The organism is Streptomyces sp. NPDC091972, from assembly GCF_044756385.1.
Classification (GTDB): domain Bacteria; phylum Actinomycetota; class Actinomycetes; order Streptomycetales; family Streptomycetaceae; genus Streptomyces.
On sequence record NZ_JBIVSV010000005.1, the window covers coordinates 77,043 to 92,438 of the forward strand.

Here is a 15,396-nt window from a genome sequence, read left to right on the forward strand (position 1 = left end):
CCCTGCCCTTCTCGACGCACTCCGGCATGAAGCACGGCCGAGTCCCAGTGACAACGTCTCGCGGAGGATGCACGGATCGAACGTGCGCGGGCTTTCCAGGCCCGACCTTGGCTTAGCAAGCCAGTGCCTTACCACTCGGCCAATCCTCCGGGTGGGCGGCCTCACGCGAGAGCGACATCGCGTGCTCGAAGCGGCCGCCCCGGGCTACCTGCGGGTGGACTCGACGGTGGCGTAACTACACCGGAGTCCTCCGCCGGCTGCCCTGACGGGAACCGGACGTACTGTCGTGCATGGACATCGCCCGGCTCCTCTCCCAGCTCGCGGCGCCGGACGGTCGTCCGGCGGGGTGGACACAACCACTGTGCCCGTACGACGAGTTGGGCGCCACCGATTAAATGCGGCCGGGTGTTCGAAAACCTAACGGCGTCGCCACCGCCGCCGGCGCTTGCTGAAGAACCACCCGGCAGGTGGCTCGTCGGAGCGCCAGGGCTGCGGTTCGGGCTCCTCGTCACGCCAGCGCGCGGCCAGCATCCGGGCACGGGCAGACGGCTCGGTCGTCCCGGCGGACCGTATGAAGTCCTCGTCCAGCACGAGGTCGTCCCAGTCGTCTGCCATGCCCGTTCCCTTCGACTCGCTGCCGGACGTCCCCCGGTGTCCAGGGTGGCCGGACACCGGTGAAGTCCCCGTCAGTAAGCGGGACGTGAGGGGAGGTTCCTACTCCTCGCCCGCCAGCGTCAGCGACCGCAGCTTCTGTCCCGCGTACCAGGTCGCGAGGACGGTCACCACGACCAGCAGCACCGTGGCCGTCGGCAGCCCCACGTCCGAGGTGACCAGGTCCCCGCCCGCGACCTTGTGGGCGACGGCCAGCGACCACTGCTGGACGCTCAGGGTCCTCGCCCCGGAGACCAGGGAGCCGAACAGGGCCTCCCACACCAGCGCGTAGACCAGCCCGAACACCACCGCGTGCCGGGAGACCGTGCCGAGCAGCAGGAAGAGCGCCGCGTAGGCGATCGAGGCGACCAGCGCGGCCACCGTGTAGGCGACGGCGATCTGCTGGCCGTTGCCGTTGAGGATGAAGCCCGCGATCAGCGTCGGCAGCGCCGAGAACACCATCGTCACGGCGATCGCCACGATCAGCTTGGTGAAGATGATCGTCGGCCGCTTGAGCGGCTTGGACAGCAGGTACACCACCGAGCCGTCGTCGATCTCCGGGCCGATCGCGCCGGTGCCCGCGATGACGCCGATGATCGGGACCATGGTGGCGAGCGCGAGCCCGCCGAGCAGGTCGGAGGCGGTCTGGTCGTCGGCGCCGACCAGGCCGCGCACGATCACGGAGATCACGATCAGCAGCGCCGGCAGGGCGCCCAGGATGAGGGCCCGGCGGCGGCCGAGCAGGGCCCGGTAGGTGAGTCGGGCGACTGTGGGGTCGTACATCTTCGGCCTCCTACGCCGCGACGAGATACGAGAAGACGGACTCGAGCGACTCGTCGGACGGCGAGACCGTGAGCAGCCGGATGCCGTGGTCGCGCGCGACCTTGGGCAACAGGGCGGTGAAACGGCCGAAGTCGACGGCCTGGATGCGCAACGCGCCCTCCGTCAGGTCGACCTCGATGCCGGACGTGGACGGGTCGGCGATCAGGGCGGCCGCGAGCGCGCGGTCGTCGCTGGAACGCACCAGGTAGCGGTGCGGGCGGTCCGTCATCAGGCGGCGGATCCTGCGGAAGTCACCGCTGGCCGCGTGCCGGCCCGCGACGACGACCTCGATGTGCCAGGCGAGCTGCTCGACCTCCTCGAGGATGTGCGAGGAGAACAGCACGGTGCGGCCCTCGTCGCCCATGCGCCGCAGCAGGTCCATGAGCTGCATGCGCTGGCGCGGGTCCATGCCGTTGAACGGCTCGTCGAGCAGGAGCAGCGAGGGGTCGTGGACCAGGGCGGACGCCATCTTCACGCGCTGGCGCATGCCCTTGGAGTACGTGGAGATCTTGCGGTCCTGCGCGTACTCCATCTCGACCGTGGCCAGCGCCTTCTGGGCGGCCTTGGCACCGAGACCGTGCAACTCGGCGTTGGCGACGACGAATTCGCGGCCGGTGAGGAAGTCGTACATCGCCTCGCGCTCGGGGACGATGCCGATGTGCCGGTAGATGGCCTCGTTGCGCCACACCTGCTGTCCGTCGAGGGTGACGGTGCCGGTGGAGGGAGCGAGGAAGCCGCCCATCATGTTGATGAGGGTGGACTTCCCGGCGCCGTTGGGGCCGAGGAGGCCGGTGACGCCGGGGCCGATCGTCATGGTGATGTCGTTGACGGCGACCACGTTGCCGAACCAGCGGGAGACGTGGTCGATCTGGAGCGTGGTCACAGTCCCACCTTCTTGTAGCGGCGCATCAGGAGGCCGTAGCACGCGGCGATCAGGCCCAGGACGGCCAGGACGTAGACCACGCCCTCGCCGTTCGACGGGCCGACCTCACCCGGGAACGCGGAGCTCGCGCCGAGGAACGCCGACTGCAGTCCGTCGATGAGGGTGACCGGCGAGAACAGGCCGATCCAGGGGATCGCGCCGGTGGTGCCCTGGGCGTCGGCGATGGCCTGGAGGGTGGTCACCGCGCCGTAGGAGATGGTCAGTACGGCGATCACGGCCGCGATGCCGAAGCCGCGGCGCGGGGTGACCGACGCGATGACCAGGCCGATCCCGGCGAAGAGCAGTGAGAGCAGCGCCACGGAGACGAGTCCCTGACCGAATCCCTTGGTCTGGTCGGTGAAGTCCAGCTTGGCCAGGAGCGCGCCCACGTAGAGCACGATCAGCGGGGCGGCGGTGAGGATGAACATCGCGGTGGCGAGCGCCGCGTACTTCGCGCGCACGTAGTCGGCGGTCTCGATGGGCCGCGAGAAGTACAGCGGCACGGTCTTGAAGCGCAGGTCGCGGGAGACGGACTGGGGCGCCTGCGAGGCGACGTACAGGCTGATGACGGCCTGCATGATGATCGCGTAGCGCGTGTAGTCGACGGGCAGGTCGTTGGCCTTCGTGGCGACCGCGACGGCCACCATGATGGCCGCCGGCACGCACATCACGACGAAGAGCAGCATCGGCAGCACCTTGGACTTCACCGAGCGGCCGAGGCCGTAGGCGCCGCGCAGGGACTGCGAGTAGAGCGACCGGGTGGCGTAGGACCGGCCGAGGCGGGGGCCGTCGTAGGCGCGGTAGCCGATGTTGTGGATGCGGGTCTGGTCGCCCGAGGGGGCGGTGACCGGGTGCTCAACTGCCATGGCCGACGGCCTCCTTCCGCTGCTCGTCCTCGTTCGTGAAGACTTCCGAGATGTGGTGCCTGCGCTGCTCCATGCGCACCAGGCCGAGGCCGAGATCGGCGACGACGTCCCGGACGACGTCGTAGGTCTCCTCGCCCTGCGCGGTCACCAGCAGGATGTGGCCGGCGCCCGGCAGACCGCTCTGGGAGTCGAGGACCTCCACCCCGCGCGCGTGGAGCGCCTCGCGCGCCGCGCGGGTGCCGTCCGGGTGCTCGTCGCTGTCGGTGACCTCGACCGCGAGGGTCGTGGTGGTCTGGGTGAAGTCGGTGGTGGAGCTGGAGCGCAGGAGCTTGCCGCCGTCGATGACGACGACGTGGTCGCAGGTGCGCTCCAGCTCGCCCAGCAGGTGCGAGGTGACCAGGACCGAGATGCCGAAGTCGGTCCAGATGCGGCGGATCAGACCCAGCATGTCGTCGCGGCCGACCGGGTCGAGGCCGTTGGTCGGCTCATCGAGGAAGACGAGCTGCGGGTCGTGCACCAGCGCCTGGGCGAGTTTCACGCGCTGCTTCATGCCGGTGGAGTAGCCGCCGATGGGGCGGTAGCGCTCCTCGTACAGGCCGACGTGGCGCAGGGTGTCCGCGGTGCGCTCGCGCGCGGCGGTGGGCGGCAGCCCGGACATGCGGGCCATGTGCACGACGAACTCGGTGGCCGAGACGTCGGGCGGCAGGCAGTCGTGCTCCGGCATGTAGCCGACCCGCTCGCGGATGGCGGCGCCCTTGGTCGCGACGTCGAGCCCGAGCACTTCGGCGCGGCCCTCGGTGGCGGGGGACAGACCCAGCAGGATCTTGATCATGGTGGACTTGCCGGCTCCGTTGGCGCCGACGAGTCCGGTCACACCGGGTCCGACGTCCAAGGAGAGCCGGTCAAGCGCGGTCACCCGGGGGAACCGCTTGCTCAGGCTTTCGGTCGCGATCACAGTCACATCCCCGACAGTAGTGACGCGGACCACTCAGGTCGTCACCCCGCAGAGCTGCATCGGCATCAGACTCCAGGCGTACGGGCACCTAGGGGTCACCCTGAAGTCCGACAACCGTCCTGCGTTTTCCACATCGGCGGGGTTTTCCACAGGTCCCCCAGGCCCTATTGACGCAGCCTCCAATGACTGTCACATTCGCCAGTGTCACGTTACGGACACGTACCGCGGTCGACGGGGACGAGGCGGCATGACCACAGCAGTGCACAGCGGGATCGCCGACAGGTTGCGCGGATTCCGGCAGGTCCAACGGCTCGCGTACGCATGCGCGGAGGCGGTCGCGGCCCGTCTGGAACCCGGAGTCACCGAGCGGCAGGCCGCCCGGATGCAGCGCGAATGGCTCCGGGCCCGGGGTGTGCGGGACTGGTTCCACCTGCCCTTCGCCTGGTTCGGGGACCGCACGGCGTTCACCGGCTTCCGCGTCCCGCTCCAGTTCTTCCCCACCGACCGCCGCCTGGAGCCCGGGATGCCGTTCATCCTGGACATGGCCCCGGTGCACGAGGGACACACCGCGGACATCGGCTACTCGGGCTCGCTCGGCGTCAACCCCCTCCAGGACCGGCTGATGGCCGATCTGGAGGCACACCGCGAGCTGATCCTGCGCGAGGTCCGCGAGCGGCGGCCGCTGCGCGAGATCTACGAGGACGTCGACCGCCTCATGGTCCGCCAGGGCTACGCCAACCGGCACCGCGCCTACCCCTTCGGCGTGATCGCCCACAAGGTCGGCCAGGTCAGGCAGCGGCGCCGCACACCCCGCCTGTTCGGGTTCGGCGTCCAGTCCTTGAAGGGCCTCGCCGCCGACGCGCTGCACGGTCACCGCGAGGGCTGGTCGCCCCTGTGGTCGCCGTACCGCTTCTCCGACCACCCCCCGCAGCCGGGCCTGTGGGCGGTCGAACCCCACCTCGGTTTCCGGGGCACCGGCGCCAAGTTCGAGGAGATCCTCGTCGTCACCGACTCCGCGGACCCCGAGCAGAGCGCCTTCTGGCTGGACGACGATCTGCCGCACGTGCGGCGCTGGGCGGAGGAGAAGTGACCTTGCTCGAAGGAGCGCGCGAGCGCCGGGTACGCACCGGCGGCATCGAACTGTCCGTGGCGGAACTGGGCGACCCGGGCCGGCCGACCGTGATCCTGGTGCACGGCTACCCGGACAGCAAGGAGGTCTGGTCCGAGGTCGCCCCACGCCTCGCCGACCGCTTCCACGTCGTCCTCTACGACGTCCGCGGTCACGGCCGCTCCACCGCGCCCCGGCCCCTGCGCGGCGGATTCACCCTGGAGAAGCTGACGGACGACTTCCTGGCCGTCGCGGACGCCGTCAGCCCGGACCGGCCCGTGCACCTCGTCGGACACGACTGGGGCTCGGTGCAGTCCTGGGAGTTCGTCACCGTCCGGCGCACCGAGGGCCGCGTCGCCTCCTTCACCTCGATGTCCGGCCCCTCCCTCGACCACTTCGGCCACTGGATCCAGAGCCGCCTCCACCGCCCCACCCCCCGCCGGATCGGCCAGCTCCTCGGCCAGGGCGCCAGGTCCTGGTACGTGTACGCGCTGCACACCCCCGCCCTGCCCGAACTCGCCTGGCGCGGCCCGCTCGGCAAGGTCTGGCCGCGCATGCTGGAACGCGCCGAGAAGGTCCCCGCCGCCGGCTACCCGACCGCCTCGCTGCCCACCGACGCCGCCCACGGCACCTGGCTCTACCGGGACAACATCCGGGCCCGGCTGCGCCGACCACGCACCGACGCCTACGCACACGCGCCCGTGCAGCTCATCACGCCCCTCGGGGACGCCTTCCTCTCCGAGAAGCTCTACGACGGCCTGGAGCAGTGGGCACCCCAGCTCACCCGGCGCACCCTCCCCGCCAAGCACTGGGTCCCCCGCTCCCGCCCCGACCAGGTGTCCGCGTGGATCACGGAGTTCGTGACGTCCGTCGAAGGCGGCCGGACCCCCGTCCGGGCCACCGGGAAGCACGCCGACCGGTTCGGCGGACAACTCGTCCTCGTCACCGGCGCCGGCAGCGGCATCGGACGGGCCACCGCGTTCGCCTTCGCCGAGGCCGGCGCGCGCGTGGTCGCCGTCGACCGGGACGCCGAGTCCGCCGCCCGCACCGCCGAACTGTCCCGGCTGCTCGGCGCCCCCGAGGCCTGGGCGGAGACCGTCGACGTCTCCGACGAACAGGCCATGGAGGAGCTCGCCGCCAAGGTCGCCGCCGAGTACGGCGTGGTCGACGTCCTGGTCAACAACGCCGGCATCGGCCTCGGCGGCCCCTTCCTCGACACCACCACCGAGGACTGGAAGAAGGTCCTCGACGTCAACCTGTGGGGCGTCATCCACGGCTGCCGCCTCTTCGGCCGGCAGATGGCCGAGCGCGGACAGGGCGGCCACATCGTCAACACCGCCTCGGCGGCCGCCTACCAGCCCTCCCGCGCACTGTCCGCCTACGGCGCCTCCAAGGCCGCCGTCCTCATGCTCAGCGAGAGCCTGCGCGCGGAACTGGCGGGCCGGGGGATCGGTGTCTCGGCGATCTGCCCCGGCTTCGTCAACACCTCCATCACCTCCACCGCGCGCTTCGCTGGCGTCGACGCGGACGAGGAGAAACGACGCCAGAAACGCACGGCCCGCCTCTACGAGCTGCGCAACTACCCGCCCGAGAAGGTGGCCGACGCCGTCCTCAGAGCGGTCGTGCGCAACCAGGCCGTCGTACCGGTCACCCCCGAGGCCCGCGCCGCGCTCGCCCTGTCCCGGTGGGCGCCGAGGGCACTGCGGGCGATCGCACGGCTGGAGCCGCCGCGATGAGCCACCGCCACCGGATCGCCCCGCGCCGGGTGGCCGCCGGCTGGTCCCGCACCTCCCTGCACCGGATCCCCGGCGACCCCACCGCCACCCACAGCGTCCAGCACACGCACGTACCGGACCACTCGGCGGCGCAGCGGCTCGACACCGCCGACGGCCTCGACCACGCCGACGCCGACGCCGACGCCGACGCCGACGAGGTCATGCTCGGCCTGCTGCGCCGGCACGGCGCCGAGGAGGGCGAACACCGCGCGGTCGCCTCCGGCATGTACCAGCACTGCGGCGGCACCGGCGCACCCCGCTGCGCCCGCCGGGCCGCGGGCACGGCGGTGACGGCCCCGGTGATGCCGTACCTGTGGGTACGGGGAGCGGCCTGCTCGATGCGCCACGACCCGGAGTCGGCGGGACGGCCGTGCTGCTCCCGCAAGGAGCACGAGAAGACCGTACGCAAGGGTCTGCTGCCGTCCTGGAGGGAGCTGGGAGCGGTCGTACCGCGCTGCCTCAGACGGCCCTGCCGCCCCTCGCACGAGGGGTCGTCGAGCCGTGCGGTGGAGTACCTGAAGCGGTCACCGGCGGCGAAGGCGGCCTCGTGAGCGACAGCCCCGCCTACCGGATCGAGGACCTCGCCCACCTCAGCGGCACCACCGTCCGCACCATCCGCGCCTACCAGGACCGCGGACTGCTCCCCCGCCCCGAGCGCCGCGGCCGCGCCAACATCTACACCGACGCCCACCTCGCCCGGCTGCGGCAGATCTCCGACCTCCTCGACCGCGGCTACGGCCTGGCCTCCATCAAGGAGCTCCTGGAGGCCTACGACTCCGGTCGCGGCCTCGGCGGGATCCTCGGCCTGGTCGCCGAGGTCGACGGCCCCTGGACCGACGAGGAGACCGTCCGGGTCTCCCGTGCCGAACTGGACGCACGCTTCGGCGGCACCCCCGACGAGGCCGCGGTCGCCGAGGCGGTTGAGCTCGGCGTGCTGGAGCCGGTGCCGGGGGACGAGGACTCCTTCCTCGTGCCGAGCCCCCAAGAGCTCGCGGTGGCCGTCGAGTTGCACGCCGCAGGAGTGCCGCTTTCCGCGATCTCGTGCCATCTGCGGGAGTTGAGGGGCCAGGTCGAGCACATCGCCTGCCGTTTCCTGGAGTTCACCACCGAGCACGTCTTCGCCCGCTACCTCGAAGGACCGCACCGGCCGAGCGAATCCGACGCCGCCGAAGCGGCCGCACTCGTACGACGGCTGCGGCCTCTCGCGCAGCAGACCGTGGATGCCGAACTCGCGCGCGCGATGAGGGCGTTGGCGGTACAGCACCTACGGCAGCACCTCGGTTCGGGAGAGCCGCAGGAGGGGCGGCCCGTGTCACGTTCCGTGGCCGTCCCCGAGGAGACGATGCGGGCGGTGGAGGAGCTGGTTGGGGCGGAGCGGGTGGCGGAGTTCTTTGTGCTGGCGGCTGAACGGGAGGTGCGGGCACGGAAGTTGGATGCGCTCACGTCAAATGGGCGACCCCTGATCGATCTTGACGAAGTGGACTGACATGACAGGGAGTTGTCCACAGAAACCCCAAGTAGCCTGTGGATAACTACAGTTGGTTGTGGATCAAACATCGGCGCCAAAATCATTCGCGTGATTCACGTCTCTCCCGGCACCCTGGCGAGATGAATGAGAACAAGCCACGCGAGAGCGACGAGAGACGCACCGTGAAGGTGTCGAAGTACCTCTCGAAGCATCTGCGCCACCAACCGGAACGGATCGGGCTCACGCTCGACGAGGCCGGCTGGGTCGAGATCGACGCGCTGATCGCCGCGGCCGCCGCGCACGGCTTCCGTTTCACCCGCGACGAGCTGGACCACGTGGTCGCCGCCAACGACAAGCAGCGCTTCGCGGTCGAGGGCACCCGCATCCGCGCAAGCCAGGGCCACAGCATCGACGTCGACCTCGGCCTGCCGGCGGCGACCCCGCCGCCGTACCTCTACCACGGGACCGTGGGCCGCTTCCTGGACGCGATCCGCGCCGAGGGACTGCGCCCCATGAACCGGCACGACGTGCACCTGTCGGCCGACCGTGAGACCGCGACCCGGGTCGGTGCCCGCCGCGGCCGCCCCGTCGTGCTCTCCGTCGACGCGCAGGCCATGCACCGCGACGGCCACGTCTTCCACGTCAGCGCGAACGGGGTGTGGCTGACCCAGACCGTGCCACCGCGCTATCTGCGTTTTCCCCAGCCGCACTGAACCCGCTGGGAGATGATCGACGCCATGGATCACGGCAGGAACCACCTCCCCACCACCGAGGCCGCCGTCACCGCGCTCCGCGCCCTCGCCGCCGAGTACGGGCTCGCCATCGAGGTGACCCACGACATCGGCGCCGACCAGACCTCCCGCCGCAGCGCCGCGGGCGTCGGCGTCATCACCGACCCGGACGGCACCCTGCCCCACGAGGCGTACGTCGAACTCGGCGGCCGGCCGCAGGTGGATGTGCGCCTCTTCCCGGACGACGACGCCCTGATCACCGTCGACGGAGTCGAGTGCCCCGACGTCGCCCGCGACGACGTCCCCGCGTTCCTCCGCGCCCTCTACGACGGCCACGCGTGGGTGAAGGCACGGCGCTTCCCGCCCGGCCACTTCCTGATGGTGCCGCTGCCGGGTGACCGTGTACACAAGGAGTTCATCACGGTGGGCCTCAGCCCCTGGCTCAGCGGCCGCACACAGTGACCGTGAGTCACTGTTTCACGTGAAACACGGCCCGACGCATACGCTCGGACACATGAGTCTGCGCCTGAGCACCGTGATCCTCCCGTACCGCCGCTGGAACGAGGGGGGCCGCGAGGCATGGCAACGCGCGGAGCAGCTCGGCTTCCACACCGGGTACACCTACGACCATCTGTCCTGGCGCACCTTCCGCGACGGGCCCTGGTTCGGTGCCGTGCCCACCCTGACCGGTGCCGCGGGCGTCACCGACCGGATGCGCCTGGGCACCCTGGTGACCTCGCCGAACTTCCGCCACCCGGTGACCCTCGCCAAGGAACTGATCACCCTCGACGACATCTCCGGCGGCCGCGTCACCCTCGGCATCGGCGCGGGCGGCACCGGCTTCGACGCCACCGTGCTCGGCCAGGACCCGTGGAGCCCGCGTGAGCGCGCCGACCGGCTCGCGGAGTTCGTCCCGCTGCTCGACCGCCTGCTCAGCGAGGACTCCGTGTCCTACGACGGCGACTTCTACTCGGCGCACGAGGCCCGCAACCTCCCCGGCTGCGTCCAGCGGCCCCGGCTGCCCTTCGCCGTGGCCGCCACCGGGCCGCGCGGCCTGAAGCTCGCCGCACGCCACGGGCAGGCATGGGTGACCACCGGCGACCCGAAGCTGTACGAGAAAGGGACACCCGAGCAGTCCGTCCAGGCCCTCCGGGGCCAGATCGACAGGCTCTCCGACACCTGCGCGGCGCTCGGCCGGGACGTGAGGACCCTGGACAAGATCCTGCTCACCGGTTTCACCCCCGACCGCAGCAGTCCGCTGGACTCCCTCGACGCGTTCGTGGACTTCGCGGGCCGCCACCGGGAGCTCGGTTTCACGGAACTCGTGATCCACTGGCCGATCCCCGACTCGGTCTTCGCCGCCGACGAGAAGGTCTTCGAGCAGATCGCCATGGAGGCTCCGGCACAGGTGGGCTGAGACAGCGGCACCGGGACCTGTGAGGTACGCCCCGCGTCATCTATGTCTCACCTGTGCGGGCACCCGCACGGTCGTGCACGCATATGCGGGAGAATGAGCGGGTGACCTCAGCGACTCGACAGCCCGAGACCCCGGCCGCAGACATACCGCCGCGCCTGATCGCCACCGATCTCGACGGCACTCTGCTGCGCGACGACAAGTCGGTGTCCCCGCGCACGGTCGCGGCCCTCGCCGCCGCCGAGGAGGCCGGCATCGAGGTCTTCTTCGTCACCGGTCGCCCCGCCCGCTGGATGGATGTTGTCAGCGACCACGTCCATGGCCACGGCCTCGCCATCTGCGGCAACGGCGCCGCGGTGGTCGACCTGCACGGCGGCCCCGGCGCCCACCGGTTCGTGAAGGTGCGCGAGCTGGCCCGGCAGAACGCGCTGGACGCCGTGCGCCTGCTGCGCGAGGCGGCGCCCGGCACGGTGTACGCGGTGGAGCAGACGTACGGCTTCTACCAGGAGCCGGACTATCCCAAGCTGCACATGGAGATCCCGGACAACCTCGCCCCCGCCGAGGAACTGCTGGCCGAGGACGGCCCCGGTGCCGCCGAGCCGGTGCTGAAGATCCTCGCCTACCACCCCTCGATCGACCCGGACGCCTTCCTCACCCTCTCCCGCCTTGCCATCGGCGAGCGGGCCAACGTCACCCGGTCCAGTCCCAGCGCCCTGCTGGAGATCAGCGGGCCCGGTGTCTCCAAGGCCAGCACGCTCGCCCTGTGCTGTGCCGAGCGCGGCATCTCGCACGAGCAGGTCGTCGCCTTCGGGGACATGCCCAACGACATCGAGATGCTCACCTGGGCGGGACAGTCGTACGCGATGGGCAACGCCCACCCCGACGCGATCGCGGCCGCCTCAGGCCGGACCGTCGCCAACAACGAGGACGGGGTGGCCGTCGTGATCGAGCGCATGCTGGAGCGCATGTAGGAGCCGCGGCCCGGCCGAGGGACGCCGCGCGGCAAGTCCTGCCCGGTGTGCCGGCTCGCCCACCGCCTCTCGCCGCTGCCGAACCCGGCGGACAGCTCGTACGCCGCCACCGGAGTGACCCAGGTGCCCTCCGCCGCCGGCGACTGCTCCAGGCGCACGGCACCCCGGCACGAGCCGGCCGTCCTCAGCGCGCCGCCACCAGGAGCTCCGACTCCGCCTCCCGCTCGGCCATCCCCCGCAGCGGCCCCTCGGCACCCGCCAGCTCCCGGTAGGAACCACGCTGCACGATCCGGCCCTCGTCGAGTACGACCACCTCGTCCACCGACTCCAGTCCTGCCAGGCGGTGCGTGATGAGGAGTGTCGTACGGCCCGCGGTGGCGGCCAGCAGATCGGCGGTGAGCGCGTCGGCGGTGGGCAGGTCGAGATGTTCGGCTGGCTCGTCCAGCACGAGGACGGGGAAGTCGGCGAGCAGTGCCCGGGCCAGCGCGAGCCGCTGGCGCTGACCGCCGGACAGCCACGCCCCGTGCTCACCGACCAGGGTGTCCAGCCCGTCGGGAAGGCTCTCTGCCCAGTCGAGCAGGCGGGCCCGCCGCAGCGCGTCCCGCAGCTCCTCCTCGCTCGCGTCCTTCCTGGCGAGGAGGAGGTTCTCGCGCACCGAGCTGTCGAAGAGATGGGCGTCCTGGGCGCACAGCCCCACCAGCCGCCGTACGTCGTCGCTGGGCAGCCCGTAGGCGTCCACGCCGCCCAGGGTGTAGGTGCCGGCGTCCGCGTCCAGGAAGCGCAGCAGCACCTGTGCGAGCGTCGTCTTGCCGGAGCCGGAGGCGCCGACCACGGCGATCCTCCGGCCCTCCGCGAGGGTCAGGTCGAGGCCCGCGAGCGCGTCCCGGTCCTGGCCCGCATGCCGCGTGGTCACCCCCTTGAGGACGACGGGGAACGGCGAGGCGGGCGCCTGCCGGGCGTGCTCCGGCTCTCGAACCGGCACGGGCGCGTCCAGCACCTCGTGGACGCGCTCCGCGCTCCTGCGCACCCGCTGGCGGTACTGCACGGCGAGCGGCAGTCCGAGGACGGCCTCGAAGGCGGCCAGCGGGGTGAGGACGACGACGGCCATGGTGACCCCGCCGAGCCGGCCTGAGGCGACCGCCTGGGCGCCGACGAAGGCGGTCGCGGTGACGGTCAGGCCGCAGATCAGCGCGGTGAGGCCGTCACCGACTGCGGTGGCGGTGGCGGCGCGGGAGGCGATCCGGGTGAGGACGCCGTCGGCCCGCCGCGCCTCGGCGGTACGGGCGGGCAGGGCACCGGCGACGGTCAACTCGGCGGTCCCGGTGAGGAGATCGGTCACCCTGGTCGACAGTTCCCCGCGGGCGGGGGCGAGTCTGCGCTCGGCGCGGCGGGCCACGGCTCCCGTGACGAGGGGGACCCCGGCGCCGGCGGCCAGCAGGCCCAGGGCCAGCGCGGCACCCGCCTCCGGCAGCAGCCAGGCCGTGAAGCCCACGGAGGCCGCCGACACCACGACGGCAGCACCGGCGGGCAGCAGCCAGCGCAGCCAGTAGTCCTGGAGGGCGTCCACGTCGGAGACGAGCCGCGAGAGCAGATCACCCCGGCGGGCGGTGCGCAGACCGGCGGGCGCCAGCCGCTCCAGGCGCCGGTACACGGCGACCCGGGTGTCGGCGAGCATGCGCAGGACGGCGTCGTGCGACACCAGCCGCTCCGCGTACCGGAACACGGCCCGCCCGATCCCGAAGGCCCGGGTCGCCGTCACGGCCACCATCAGATACAGCACGGGCGGCTGCTGCGAGGCCCGCGAGATGAGCCACCCCGAGGTGGCCATCAGTCCCACGGCGCTGCCGAGGGCGAGGCTACCGAGCAGCAGCGCGAGCCCGAGCCGGCCCCGCCGGGGGCCCGACATGGCACGGACGCGGGCGAGGACACCGCGCGTCTCCGCTGCCCGCTCGATCGTTCCGGGCTCGGCCTGAACGCGGTCGCCCGGAACGGGGTCGCCGTCCTCCACCACGCGGGCCGTGGGCGTCCCGGCGGTGGCGTCCACAGGAGCCGGTGCCGCGGGCTCCGTGAGCCGCACCACCCGGTCCGCCACCCCGAGCAGCGCCGGCCGGTGCACCACCAGCAGCACGGTCCGCCCGGCCGCCAGCCGCCGTACGGCCGCCACGACCTCCGCCTCGGTCGCCCCGTCGAGCGCCGCCGTCGGCTCGTCCAGGAGCAGGACCGGCCGGTCCGCGAGGAACGCCCGGGCCAGCGCGAGCCGTTGCCGCTGCCCGGCGGAGAGACCGGCGCCGTCCTCGCCGAGCACGGTGTCGGCACCCAGCGGAAGCGCGTCGACGAACCCCAGCGCCCCCGCGTCCGCCAACGCCCGCCGCACCGCGGCCTCGTCGGCGTCGGGCCGTGCCAGCCGGACGTTCTCGGCGATCGTCCCCGCGAACAGGTGCGGCCGCTGCGGCACCCACGCGATGCGCGAGCGCCACTCCTCCAGGTCGGCCTCGGCAAGATCGGCTCCCCCGATCCGCACCCGCCCCTCGGCCGGCCGCACGAAGCCCAGCAGGACGTTCAGCAACGTCGACTTGCCCGCCCCGCTGGGCCCGACCAGTGTGACCGTCTCGCCGGGCGCGACCTCGAAGGACACGTCCGTGACGGCGTCCCCGGAGCGGCCGGGGTACCTGACCGTGACCCGCTCGAAGGCCAGCGCACCGGCGGGCACGGCGACCGTGCCCGATGCCGGCACCGGCGCCTCCAGCACCGAGAAGATCTCCTCGGCGGCCGCCAGCCCCTCCGCTGCCGCGTGATACTGCGCACCCACCTGCCGCAGGGGCAGGTACGCCTCCGGGGCCAGGATGAGGATGACCAGGCCGTCGTACAGGTCCATCTCACCGTGCACGAGACGCATCCCGATCGTCACGGCGACCAGCGCCACCGAGAGCGTCGACAGCAGTTCGAGCGCGAAGGAGGAGATGAAGGCGATCCGCAGGGTCCGCATGGTGGCCTGCCGGTACTCGGCGGTGATGCGCCGGATCGACTCGGCCTGCGCCTTGGCCCGGCCGAACACCTTCAGGGTCGGCAGCCCCGCGACGACGTCCAGGAAGTGACCCGACAAGCGGGACAGCAGCCGCCACTGTCGGTCCATCCTGGACTGCGTGGCCCAGCCGATCAGCACCATGAAGACCGGGATGAGGGGCAGGGTGCCGACGATGATGGCAGCCGAGACCCAGTCCTCGGTCACGATCCGCGTCAGCACCGCCACCGGTACGACCACCGCGAGGCCCAACTGCGGGAGGTAACGCGAGAAGTAGTCGTCGAGGGCGTCGACACCCCTGGTGGCCAGGGCGACCAGAGATCCCGTCCGTTGTCCGCTCAGCCACCCCGGCCCCAGCGCGGTGGCCCGCTCCAGCAAGCGTCCTCGCAGCTCTGACTTCACCGCCGCACTCGCCCGGTGCGCGGCCAGCTCGGTGAGCCACGAGACGAGCCCCCGGCCGACGGCGACAGCCGCCAACAGCAGCAGGGGAGTACGGAGTTCCGAGACCGCCAGACCGTGCTGGAACGCGCCGACCACGATCTCGGCGACGAGCATCGCCTGAGCGATGACCAGCAGGGCGCCGAGGACACCCAGGCCGACCACGGCCACCAGGAAGAGGCGGGTGGCCCGGGCGTAGCGGAGCAGACGCGGGTCGATCGGTTTCACGTGAAACACACCCTTTTCTCAAGGG

General features: G+C 71.8%; 14 protein-coding genes, 1 tRNA gene and 1 pseudogene. 8 read left to right on the top strand and 8 right to left on the bottom strand.

What is annotated here, in order from left to right; all coding sequences use genetic code 11:
- Nucleotides 1–61: 61 nt before the first annotated feature.
- From ACIQJT_RS16135 to ACIQJT_RS16160, 6 genes are all read right to left on the bottom strand, one after another.
- Nucleotides 62–149: transfer RNA gene (locus ACIQJT_RS16135), tRNA-Ser, on the bottom strand.
- 268 nt (nt 150–417) lie between these two features.
- The gene (locus tag ACIQJT_RS16140; protein ID WP_007383214.1) at nt 418–615 is read right to left on the bottom strand and encodes a hypothetical protein; all 198 of its coding nucleotides are present in this window, start codon (nt 613–615) and stop codon (nt 418–420) included.
- 99 nt (nt 616–714) lie between these two features.
- Complete coding sequence (locus tag ACIQJT_RS16145) at nt 715–1,434, bottom strand: ABC transporter permease (RefSeq protein ID WP_365452785.1); 720 nt, start codon at nt 1,432–1,434, stop codon at nt 715–717.
- A 10-nt stretch (nt 1,435–1,444) separates the two neighbouring features.
- Nucleotides 1,445–2,356, bottom strand: coding sequence for an ABC transporter ATP-binding protein (locus ACIQJT_RS16150; protein WP_053849664.1), 912 nt, complete (start codon nt 2,354–2,356; stop codon nt 1,445–1,447).
- Entirely contained in the window at nt 2,353–3,261 is a 909-nt protein-coding gene (locus tag ACIQJT_RS16155) for an ABC transporter permease subunit (RefSeq protein ID WP_365452788.1), read from the bottom strand. The genes ACIQJT_RS16150 and ACIQJT_RS16155 overlap by 4 nt, the downstream gene beginning before the upstream one ends.
- Nucleotides 3,251–4,216, bottom strand: coding sequence for an ABC transporter ATP-binding protein (locus tag ACIQJT_RS16160; RefSeq protein WP_365453784.1), 966 nt, complete (start codon nt 4,214–4,216; stop codon nt 3,251–3,253). The genes ACIQJT_RS16155 and ACIQJT_RS16160 overlap by 11 nt, the downstream gene beginning before the upstream one ends.
- Before the next feature lie 247 nt (nt 4,217–4,463).
- Between ACIQJT_RS16160 and ACIQJT_RS16165 the strand changes: the two genes are divergently transcribed.
- The 8 genes from ACIQJT_RS16165 (at nt 4,464) to ACIQJT_RS16200 (ending at nt 11,683) form a co-directional block, all read left to right on the top strand.
- Nucleotides 4,464–5,306, top strand: a complete 843-nt coding sequence (locus tag ACIQJT_RS16165) for a M24 family metallopeptidase (protein ID WP_402643895.1) — start codon at nt 4,464–4,466, stop codon at nt 5,304–5,306.
- Complete coding sequence (locus ACIQJT_RS16170) at nt 5,303–7,060, top strand: SDR family oxidoreductase (RefSeq protein WP_402643898.1); 1,758 nt, start codon at nt 5,303–5,305, stop codon at nt 7,058–7,060. Before ACIQJT_RS16165 ends, ACIQJT_RS16170 begins: the two co-directional genes overlap by 4 nt.
- Nucleotides 7,057–7,650 (top strand): metal-dependent hydrolase, encoded by a 594-nt coding sequence (locus ACIQJT_RS16175; protein WP_402643900.1) that lies wholly within the window; start codon nt 7,057–7,059, stop codon nt 7,648–7,650. The genes ACIQJT_RS16170 and ACIQJT_RS16175 overlap by 4 nt, the downstream gene beginning before the upstream one ends.
- Nucleotides 7,647–8,585 carry a MerR family transcriptional regulator gene (locus tag ACIQJT_RS16180; protein ID WP_402643902.1) on the top strand — a complete coding sequence of 313 codons (939 nt, stop codon included), beginning with the start codon at nt 7,647–7,649 and terminating at the stop codon, nt 8,583–8,585. The genes ACIQJT_RS16175 and ACIQJT_RS16180 overlap by 4 nt, the downstream gene beginning before the upstream one ends.
- 122 nt (nt 8,586–8,707) lie before the next feature.
- On the top strand, nt 8,708–9,280 hold the full coding sequence (locus tag ACIQJT_RS16185) for an RNA 2'-phosphotransferase (RefSeq protein WP_402643904.1): 573 nt from the start codon (nt 8,708–8,710) through the stop codon (nt 9,278–9,280).
- A gap of 24 nt (nt 9,281–9,304) precedes the next feature.
- Complete coding sequence (locus ACIQJT_RS16190; RefSeq protein ID WP_365452806.1) at nt 9,305–9,760, top strand: hypothetical protein; 456 nt, start codon at nt 9,305–9,307, stop codon at nt 9,758–9,760.
- A gap of 52 nt (nt 9,761–9,812) precedes the next feature.
- Nucleotides 9,813–10,715 carry an LLM class flavin-dependent oxidoreductase gene (locus ACIQJT_RS16195; RefSeq protein ID WP_402643908.1) on the top strand — a complete coding sequence of 301 codons (903 nt, stop codon included), beginning with the start codon at nt 9,813–9,815 and terminating at the stop codon, nt 10,713–10,715.
- An 83-nt stretch (nt 10,716–10,798) separates the two neighbouring features.
- Nucleotides 10,799–11,683, top strand: a complete 885-nt coding sequence (locus ACIQJT_RS16200) for a Cof-type HAD-IIB family hydrolase (protein ID WP_402643911.1) — start codon at nt 10,799–10,801, stop codon at nt 11,681–11,683.
- A gap of 17 nt (nt 11,684–11,700) precedes the next feature.
- Here the strand turns inward: ACIQJT_RS16200 and ACIQJT_RS16205 are convergent.
- Nucleotides 11,701–11,862, bottom strand: a pseudogene (locus ACIQJT_RS16205) (M23 family peptidase); the annotation flags it as partial.
- A gap of 5 nt (nt 11,863–11,867) precedes the next feature.
- Nucleotides 11,868–15,371: a thiol reductant ABC exporter subunit CydD gene (gene cydD, locus ACIQJT_RS16210; RefSeq protein WP_402643913.1), complete on the bottom strand. Its 3,504-nt coding sequence runs from the start codon at nt 15,369–15,371 to the stop codon at nt 11,868–11,870.
- Nucleotides 15,372–15,396: the final 25 nt, after the last annotated feature.